Source organism: Candidatus Methanoperedens sp. BLZ2 (assembly GCF_002487355.1).
Taxonomy (GTDB): domain Archaea; phylum Halobacteriota; class Methanosarcinia; order Methanosarcinales; family Methanoperedenaceae; genus Methanoperedens.
Genome location: NZ_NTMG01000078.1, coordinates 26,813 through 35,888, shown reverse-complemented (window position 1 = coordinate 35,888; position 9,076 = coordinate 26,813). Strand labels below are relative to the sequence as shown.

General features: G+C 39.4%; 12 protein-coding genes. 5 read left to right on the top strand and 7 right to left on the bottom strand.

Features of this window, described 5'->3' with window-relative positions:
• Window positions 1-170: 170 nt before the first annotated feature.
• Both CL181_RS16535 and pth2 read left to right on the top strand, forming a co-directional pair.
• A complete protein-coding gene (locus CL181_RS16535; RefSeq protein WP_097300428.1) occupies window positions 171-500 on the top strand; it encodes a DUF5749 family beta-barrel protein in 330 nt (109 codons plus the stop codon).
• A gap of 34 nt (window positions 501-534) precedes the next feature.
• Window positions 535-882, top strand: coding sequence for a peptidyl-tRNA hydrolase Pth2 (pth2, locus tag CL181_RS16530; protein WP_097300427.1), 348 nt, complete (start codon window positions 535-537; stop codon window positions 880-882).
• Window positions 883-889: 7 nt separating this feature from the next.
• On the opposite strand, the gene CL181_RS16525 is transcribed toward pth2, so the two are convergent.
• The 5 genes from CL181_RS16525 to CL181_RS21270 form a co-directional block, all read right to left on the bottom strand.
• Window positions 890-1,324 carry a nucleoside deaminase gene (locus CL181_RS16525; protein ID WP_097300426.1) on the bottom strand — a complete coding sequence of 145 codons (435 nt, stop codon included), beginning with the start codon at window positions 1,322-1,324 and terminating at the stop codon, window positions 890-892.
• A 336-nt stretch (window positions 1,325-1,660) separates the two neighbouring features.
• Entirely contained in the window at window positions 1,661-2,947 is a 1,287-nt protein-coding gene (locus CL181_RS16520; RefSeq protein WP_097300425.1) for a serine protease, read from the bottom strand.
• A 246-nt stretch (window positions 2,948-3,193) separates the two neighbouring features.
• A complete protein-coding gene (locus CL181_RS16515; protein WP_097300424.1) occupies window positions 3,194-3,478 on the bottom strand; it encodes a hypothetical protein in 285 nt (94 codons plus the stop codon).
• 150 nt (window positions 3,479-3,628) lie between these two features.
• On the bottom strand, window positions 3,629-4,021 hold the full coding sequence (locus tag CL181_RS16510; RefSeq protein WP_097300423.1) for a CoA-binding protein: 393 nt from the start codon (window positions 4,019-4,021) through the stop codon (window positions 3,629-3,631).
• Window positions 4,022-4,052: 31 nt separating this feature from the next.
• Window positions 4,053-4,181, bottom strand: a complete 129-nt coding sequence (locus tag CL181_RS21270) for a hypothetical protein (RefSeq protein WP_255251616.1) — start codon at window positions 4,179-4,181, stop codon at window positions 4,053-4,055.
• 75 nt (window positions 4,182-4,256) lie between these two features.
• Here CL181_RS21270 and ahbD point away from each other — a divergent pair, with 75 nt between their 5' ends.
• Window positions 4,257-5,309, top strand: coding sequence for a heme b synthase (ahbD, locus tag CL181_RS16505; RefSeq protein WP_097300432.1), 1,053 nt, complete (start codon window positions 4,257-4,259; stop codon window positions 5,307-5,309).
• A 4-nt stretch (window positions 5,310-5,313) separates the two neighbouring features.
• Window positions 5,314-5,781 (top strand): siroheme decarboxylase subunit alpha, encoded by a 468-nt coding sequence (gene ahbA, locus CL181_RS16500; protein ID WP_255251615.1) that lies wholly within the window; start codon window positions 5,314-5,316, stop codon window positions 5,779-5,781.
• A gap of 39 nt (window positions 5,782-5,820) precedes the next feature.
• Here ahbA and CL181_RS16495 read toward each other — a convergent pair whose 3' ends face one another.
• Both CL181_RS16495 and CL181_RS16490 read right to left on the bottom strand, forming a co-directional pair.
• Window positions 5,821-6,525: a KaiC domain-containing protein gene (locus CL181_RS16495; protein ID WP_097300421.1), complete on the bottom strand. Its 705-nt coding sequence runs from the start codon at window positions 6,523-6,525 to the stop codon at window positions 5,821-5,823.
• A gap of 35 nt (window positions 6,526-6,560) precedes the next feature.
• The gene (locus tag CL181_RS16490) at window positions 6,561-7,415 is read right to left on the bottom strand and encodes a hypothetical protein (RefSeq protein ID WP_176505286.1); all 855 of its coding nucleotides are present in this window, start codon (window positions 7,413-7,415) and stop codon (window positions 6,561-6,563) included.
• A gap of 85 nt (window positions 7,416-7,500) precedes the next feature.
• On the opposite strand from CL181_RS16490, the gene CL181_RS16485 reads away from it, so the two are divergent.
• Window positions 7,501-9,072 (top strand): type II/IV secretion system ATPase subunit, encoded by a 1,572-nt coding sequence (locus tag CL181_RS16485; protein ID WP_097300419.1) that lies wholly within the window; start codon window positions 7,501-7,503, stop codon window positions 9,070-9,072.
• Window positions 9,073-9,076 lie beyond the last annotated feature (4 nt).

The following is a 9,076-nucleotide window of genomic DNA, read 5'->3' as shown; positions in this document are numbered from 1 at the left end:
TAACATCACGGCTTATTTCAATAACAAAGCCTGGTGCTATCTGTTCGTAAAGGTACAAAACAATGATGGAATGGAAGGGATTAATTAATGGATGGGCTCGTCTACCACAGGACTTTCATCAATTATCGTTCCAATAGTATTTATTCAAGAATAAACAATAAAAGATGTAAATGTCTATTATTGCCAAGATCACCGGTTTTTTCAAGAAAAACCCTCAGAATTTAGAAGAAGACGCACAGCTAAAGACTCATTTGTATATCGGTAAATTCGTTAAACAGGACTACATTGATATCGGGGAAAGTATAGCAATTGATGGCAAAAGGATCATAATAAAAAAATCCGAAAGCATCATGTCAATCCCTCTTGAAGCTATCATAAAAGCTGGCGATAATATAAGAGTCGGAGATTTTGACATGGAAGAATCCCTGAGGCTGGGAAAAGAGTGGGAAGATCAGAAAGATGTATTGAAATTTGATGATAAAGGCATGATGATCCGGTGACTCCTGGTTTTTCAATGATCATGTGGTGTTTTTTATGACTGATTATAAACAATGCATAATCGTGCGCGATGACCTGAAATTATCTAAAGGCAAACTTGCGGTCCAGGTCGCCCATGCTTCAATTTCCACATATGAATTTACAAGTGAAAAAGTCCGTGATGCATGGAAAGAAGGAGGCCAGAAGAAAGTGGTCTTACGAGTTCCGGGACTGAAGGAACTTTTTGAATTAAGGGAGCTTGCAAGGAGGCATGGCCTTCCAGCCGTACTTATTACTGATGCGGGATTGACCGAAGTACCTCCAGGAACGACTACAGTGCTTGGAATCGGGCCTGCTGAAGTCGGTGAACTGGATAAGATAACTGGTAATTTGAAGCTTCTTTAGAAAAGTTTCAAAGTTTTCCAATATCCTCAGACCATATACGCGGATTCTTTTTAATGAATTCGGTCATCATTTGCGTACATTCTTCAAGGTCAAGATCTATTACCTCAACCCCATGCGACTGCATAAATTCCATTGCGCCTTCAAATGTTCTTGATTCACCAGCGAATACTTTCTTTATTTCGAACTGGACAATTGCACCGGCGCAAAGATAACATGGCATCAATGTGGAATATAGTATCGTTCCGTCGTAATTTCCAATTCGTCCGGCTTTTCGCAGGCAATCTATTTCCGCATGCATGACAGGATCATTTTCCTGGACGCGCCTGTTATGCCCTCTGCCCACGATTTTACCGTTTTTCACAAGAACCGAACCTATTGGAATACCGCCTTCAAGTAGCCCGATTTTTGCTTCTTCAATTGCAGCTTTCATAAATATGTCCATAAATTAGATTAGTAATGTCCAATAAATCTATCCGGATGTTCAGAGCAAAATTACCACGATTTCAGTAACTTATACATATAGGAGGTCATAAAATTTGCGATCTTAATACTTTTTTGTGTAGTCCCGGAAAAATTTCCCACTAATTTTTGCCCTGAAAAAGACGTGTAGATCAGGTTTGTGAGGAATATAGAGAAACGGGAAAAGAACCAAAAATAGGAAATAACCTGGAAAGACCTAAGACGCCAATTTCAGTAATCGAAAAAGGAGAAAAATTTTTGTTAATTTTTATTACTTACAGTAATTGTCGGATACCCTTTTCAGGGTTGGGAGCCTCATTTAATCATTTTCGCTTGACATAGTATTGGCTTTAAGATTAAAATTACCTTTACCAGCAAAAGCGTGCACTGTGATATAATAATCTCCCTGTTCGGTTGGGTCAATTGTTACCTCTTCATTAGGGTCAGAGGTATAACCGCGAGAATCCCAATCATCAACTTTTGCCAGTGACCCAAATTTAACATATAAGTCAAAATCCTGCCCTTCTGGCCCCTCTAAATTTATAATGAGTTTTTTACCACTTTCAATTCCTTTAATAACATATTCTTTAATGCTGTCTTTATCAGGCAGCATGGATGAAATTGTCGTGTCCAACAAAATAACTTCTGGCCCGTTTTCTTGCCCAAATAGATATGAAAATTCGGTAGTTTTTGTGCAGTCCTCACCCCTGCAGCCTGAACTTGGACATACAAGAGAAACGTCGCAACCGTTAGAACTAGCAAAATCTGTTGCTCCTCTTACTAAAATTCCTTCAACCTGATGAGTATCACTATTGAAAACTGGCGAACCTGAATTGCCTCCATAAGTATCTAAATTCGCAACAAAAAATTCACCGGATGTGTTATCGCGAACTCTCGCTCCACCTGCAAATTTAGTAGGAAGTCCACATGGATGCCCGATTACATGGACAGCTTGATTATTCTGTATTATCCCCGTTCTTCTAAAATCAGTAATCCTATGATTTGCGACTGCTCTTTCCAATTTGACAACTGCCCAATCAGAACCATCGGATATTTCTTTTCGATCTATTACTTTTAAACCACGATAGATTTCATTGTTATCGATATTAGTATGTGGTGTTGTTTCATCTACCATTCTAAACCCAAAGACAAATAGTATATTAGTTACGTTGCTTGGATTGACACAATGTCCTGCAGTAGCTACAAGGTCTGGAGCTACCAGAAAACCAGAACAAAAGGCTCCGGTTGGTTGCTCTCTAAAACGTTCATTATTGCATAAGTTATATTCTGTACCAAAATTTTTTACTGCAAGTGTAGATGTACCATCACCATTGTCCACAACCTCTCTATTCTGAAATAAACTTACCACGCAATCGGCATCATTGAGAATTCCTTGATCGTCAACTAGGAATAAATCTTTTCTATCGTCTACACCGTATATTGCCTTTTGCTTATCTTTCAATACTTTAGCAATCGTAGCTGAATCAACATCTTGAAAAGGTCCGCTAGATCTTACTTTCTTTGGACGAGACTTTAATTCCCCCAATAGTTGATCTGCTTCAAAGCTGTTCAATTTTTTAATTAAATCATTTTTTCCATCAGACATTTAAACCACCACTTTTATTTAAGTGAGAAATAAATTCTGCTCTAAATCCCACCTATAAAATAAGTGTTCTTTTTAATATATAAATATGTCGCTCAAACTCAAATTATTAGTTGAATAAAGGGTTCTTAACTAATCAATCGAAGAAATTGATACAGGGCTTACAATTTCAACATAATTGAATTGAATTACTAGATTCTTAAGCCAAAAATCAAATTGGACTTTCTCATAGATTGTCTTGCTGCAGGACTATGGTTCATGCACTTCAGCCAGACCAAATGTCTTATTCGGGTAAAGAACTATATCGATGACCTTTGTGACTGTCGAGCCATTATCCATCTTGAAGGTAACCAATAATTCCTTGCGTGGTGGATTGGTCTTGATAAGGTAGTCCGCCGTTCTGATAGACTTGATATAATGTTGCGATCTTAACCAACCTTCAAGCTCTTCCAGTGACCCTATCTGTTGTATTATATCGGCCAGAGTTTCTATAAGTTTTGCCAGGTCTTTTGCCGAAATAGTGTCATCCCCCATGATGCTAATCTTCCCTCCTGTTGTCGCTTGTAAAGTATAAGCGCATAATTCTATATATATTTACCCGAAACATTAATAATGGTTACAGGTACTTATTTTGCCTCTGGATCACTGTTGCATCTTAAAAAAAAGCTATGAAGTGCGCAGGCTTCACTTGCTTTTGAATTTCACACATTCAATTTTCATGCACTTATCCATTACAACTTCAATCCCCGCTTTTTGCGCTTTTTCAGCAGCCTCTTCGTTAATGATACCTTCCTGCATCCAGACAACTTTTGCTTTTATAACAATTGCTTCATCAACGACCGGAGGAATAGCTTCAGAGCGCCTGAAAATATCAACAATATCTACTTTTTCAGGTATAGATCCGAGGTCAGGATAACATTTTTCTCCTTCCCATTCCTTAAGTTTTGGATTAACCGGAATTATTTTGTAACCATGCTCCTTGAGAAAACGCGCGACAAAATTACTCGGACGCGTCGGGTCATCTGATATCCCCACGACTGCTACGGTTTTGTAATTAAGTATACTTTCAATGCTCATGTCATTAGACTATTAAGATAATATTATTATATTATTTTAGAATTTCAAGCATTTTAAGTTCGCTTACAAGAGCCCTTCGCTGCCAGATCAGGTTTAAAATATAAACTATGAACGCGATCCACACTATACCAGAAGCTGTATTTAAATAACTCAAATCCATACCAGTAATATTTCTTCGCTTATTACATAAAGATTAAGGTAACAAACGATAATGCGATAATACGTGATTTTATTGATAGAACAAAAAGTTAAACCCCCAAGACTCATCGCATGGGAGCTGACCAATGCCTGCAACCTTGCCTGCATCCACTGCAGGGCATCTGCAATTAAAGAGCCGCAGCCCGGAGAATTATCCACAGCCGAGGCAAAGCATTTCGTAGATGAACTGGTCGAGTACAAGCCGATAATAATCCTCACCGGAGGAGAGCCACTGCTTCGGGCTGATATATATGAGATAGCGCAATACATAAAAGGAAAAGGAATGCGTGCGGTGCTTGCGACAAATGGTACGCTTCTTACTCCTGAGATTGCCAGGAAATTAAAAGATGCGGGAATCCAGCGGGTAAGCATTAGCATTGACGGGGCAACCGGGGAAATGCATGATGTTTTCAGGGGAGAGCCAGGTGCATTTGAAGCATCTCTTCGTGCAATTGATATCCTGAAAAAAGAAGGTCTGGGTTTCCAGATAAATACCACGATCACACAGAGAAATCTTAAAGAAATCCCGCGAATCTATGATCTTGCTATTGAACTCAAAGCATCAGCCCTTCATATTTTCCTTCTTGTCCCGACAGGAAGGGGCGAAGAAATAGAATCTGAAGAAATCCCGCCTGAGGAATATGAACGGGTGCTTAACTGGTTCTATGACAAAAGCAAGGACAAAAGAATGCAGTTAAAAGCCACATGTGCACCTCATTATTTCAGGATAATGCGGCAGCGTGCAAAGGCAGAAGGGATACGGATCACACCTGAAACCCACGGTCTTGAAGCTATGACCAAAGGATGCCTTGGAGGCTCAGCTTTCTGTTTTGTCTCCAGTAAAGGCGATGTTTATCCATGCGGATATCTCCCTGCCCTGGCCGGGAATATCAAGCAAAAACCTTTTAAGATGATATGGGAGAAATCAAAGGTTTTTTGCGACCTTCGCGACCCCGGACTGCTGAAAGGCAAATGCGGTATATGTGAGTACAAGAATGTATGCAGCGGCTGCCGCGCCAGGGCATATGCAGGTACGGGAGATTACCTGGAAGAAGAGCCGTATTGCGTATATGGATCAAGAGGGAAGTGATTTTTTGGCTCTATCTAAAATTTCGCTGGATGATATTGATAAAAAGATATTGAATGCAATTCAGATAAACTTTCCCCTTGTGAATAAACCTTTCGAGGAGTTGGGAAAAAACCTGGGGCTGGAGGAGGAGGATGTAATAAGACGAATCCAGCGGCTCCAGAAAGAAGGCGCTATAAGGCGCATAGGTCCCATAATAAGCACAAAGAAAACTGGTGGTATGGGTACGCTTGTTGCAATGAAAGTACAGCCTGAGAGAGTGGATGAAGTTGCAGCTATTATCAATGAATATGAAGAAGTATCGCATAATTATCTGCGGCCTGCTAATTTTAACGTCTGGTTCACAGTTTCAGCCGAAAGCGAAGAAAGGTTAAATGAAATTCTTGAAGAACTTAAAGAGAAGACCGGATGTGAGCTCAGGAATTTGCCTACGAAGAGATTGTTCAAGATCGGAGTAAAGTTCAATATAAAGTAACGATAGAAAAAATATTAGGATTTATCCGGGTATTTTGTATTAGAATTCACCGAAAATCTCTGCTCCGATATGAACAACAATTCCATCTTTTGTGATCTCATAAGGTTTGATGGCATCAGAATGTTCAGTCATCCGCATTTTTGATATTTCTATCACCCGGGCAACTGATTTCATCTCAGTTCCCCGGATATTCCTGAGCGTTATTACCCCGTCTGCTATATACTCTATCAACCCGAATCGTGACATGTATGGTGACTCCTTGCTTGATTCGGATACAATTAAAGATGTAGTTCCACTGTCTTTTATCATCTCAATAAGTTTGAACAATTGTTCTCTTCTTTCCCCTTCATTATCAAAAATCATTTCATACAACGTGATAGGATCAACAACGAGCCTCTTCGGAGCAAATGTTTTTATGAGTTCTGGCAATTCGCTTTCGATTTTTGCAATCGTGGTTTTCAGGAAAGTCGGACTCAATCGTATGATTCTAAAGGTTCCATTCTTTATATGCGGTTTGAAATCCCATCCGAATAAAGCTGAACTATTAATAAGTTCGACTTCTTTTTGGTCGATGCTTATATAAAGACATTTTTCACCCTTAACCAGGCCTGAATGAATGAATTTCAGGGCAAGTGTGGATTTTCCGGTACCGTATCCCCCCATGATGGTAGTAACGCAACCCTGCGGTATTCCTCCATTTAACATTTCATCAAGATCTTCAATACCGGTTTTAACTCGTTCCATATTATAATGACGCCTCACGATCCATATTATTCAATTTACCTGCCAAAAGATACTATCTGTTTGACATTAGTCACCTGAAAACCCGTAGCTGGCATTATTTTTATCTCGAAATTCGCAATATTATCCTTCTCCAGGGTTGGAAGAAGTCCCCCGAACTTTTTAATATACATGATCTGCTGTCTCTGTGCAACCCCGGTTTCCACCCAGTCAAAAACCAGTACCCCGTCGGCACAATCTATGATTGATTCTTCTTTACGTCTCTGGAAAACATTCTTGCTCAATACTGCATACACAACCCCATTCCATAGTTTAGCGGCCTTTTGAAGCGCCCGCAGGAAAAATAAAAGTTCATTCCATTTCATGTATTCTTCACAATACTGGGCAAGCTGCGTCAAAGAATCGAGAATAACCAGACTATCCGATGCGTTTTTCTCAAGGAAATCTACAAGATCCACCAGGAGATTTGCGTCTGCTACAGGTTCACAGAGCTTCTCAAACGATATTTTATCTGATATCCATCTGGAAGGAACAGAGGATTTTAAAAAAAATTGCTTTGAAAAATCCTGGAAATTTATCACATCTCTTAAGGCTGCACTATACTCCCTGGAGAATCCAAATGCTATTTCATTCAGGATATCTTCTTTTGATCTCGTTATTGAAACATAACATATCTTCTTTGAGTATTTATAGTTTAATCCGGCTTCTGCTGTAGTTGGCGCTGATTTGCTCTTTTTTTGTTCTAACTGGCTTAAGATCATGGAACTGTAGGCAAATTCAATGTTGCCAGCTCCGATCTCACCCAGCAGGACTATGAAGGAACCTGCGGGAAATCCTCCTTTAATGATGGGATCTAAAGACCTGATACCAGTAGCTATCCTGTGTTGTTCCATATTCCAAAAAGGATATAAGTAATTAAACATATATAAACATATTTACATGATAGTAATTATGATGATAACAAATGATTAGGGTAACATGATGAATCATATAAGAAACGTTATATGTTTTAAGAAGAAGAGCAGGCAGGAGACAGACCCATATTCTCATTCAAAACACGGCGATCTTGTATTATTTGAAATTCCAGAGGGCTTCTGTAAAGTTGAACAGTACTGGATAAATGAACCGTATGTATATATATACATCCTGACTAAAATCCAGACCAAAGAAACACTATATTATGTCGGAGAGCCTGGGCTGTCATCTTTTGAAAGAATGCTGCTTGAAAAAATAAATGTTAACCTGCAAGATATACTGACCGAAGAAGAAGCTCTTTATAAAGACAGGCAAAAAAAAGAAAAATTAGAAGAACATGCTATAGAGCTGCTGTACCAATATTCCAATTCGCTGGAAGAACAAACAGTATATAAGATATTATATTATTTGAACAGGAATTTCCTGGGGTACGAGAAGATAGATGCTTTATTGAAAGACCCCATGATAGAGGATATATCCTGTGACGGTGTTAATATACCGATTTTTTTGTATCATAGAAAATACGGGAACATTAAGACGAATATTCAATTTGATGAAATTGATCTTAATTCGTTTGTTATTAAATTATGCCAGAAAGGACGCAAACATATCTCGTTTGGTTCACCGCTTGTAAACGCTACACTACCTGATGGATCGCGCATCCAGGCCACGCTCGGACATGATGTAACCACACGTGGAAGTTCTTTCACCATAAGAAGGTTCAAAGAAGTTCCTCTCACTCCTATTGATCTTATAAATTTTAACACTGTATCTGTAGAACAGATGGCATATCTGTGGCTTGCTGTTGAAAACAATAAAAGCCTCCTGATAGCAGGCGGAACAGCGTCTGGCAAGACATCGACATTGAATTCCATCTCATTATTTATTCCACCCGCATCCAAGGTTGTGACTATAGAAGACACGCGGGAACTCACTTTATACCATGATAACTGGATAGCAGGAGTCACAAGAGAACCTTTCGCAAAAGGTGAGAGTGAGATCAATATGTTCGACCTGCTAATATCGGCATTGCGCCAGAGACCGGAATATATAATCGTGGGTGAAGTGAGAGGCAGCGAAGCGCGAACCCTGTTCCAGGCCATGAGTACGGGGCACACTACATATTCCACTATACATGCAGGAGATATCCAGGACGTAATAAACAGGCTGGAAAATGAACCAATAAACGTGCCGCACGCCATGTTAAAGGCGCTTGATATAATTACAGTCCAGATACAAATTACAATAAAAGGGAAAAAGAGCAGGAGATGCCAGCAATTAGTAGAGATCACAGGTCTTGATCCGCGTACCGGAAATATCAGGATCAACGATATGTTCAAATGGAATCCGCAGGATGACTGTTTTGAGAAGGGTGGCGAATCTTATGTAATGAATAATATCATGCATGAGAAGGGGTGGAGCATGGACCAGTTACTTGCTGAGATCGACAATAGAAAAGCTGTACTGCGATATATGGTAAAAAACAATATCCGTGACTACAAGAGTTTTGCAAATATCATCCAGGCATACTATATCGATCCGAAAGATGTCATGGCGAAACTGGAAATGGCCTGATAAA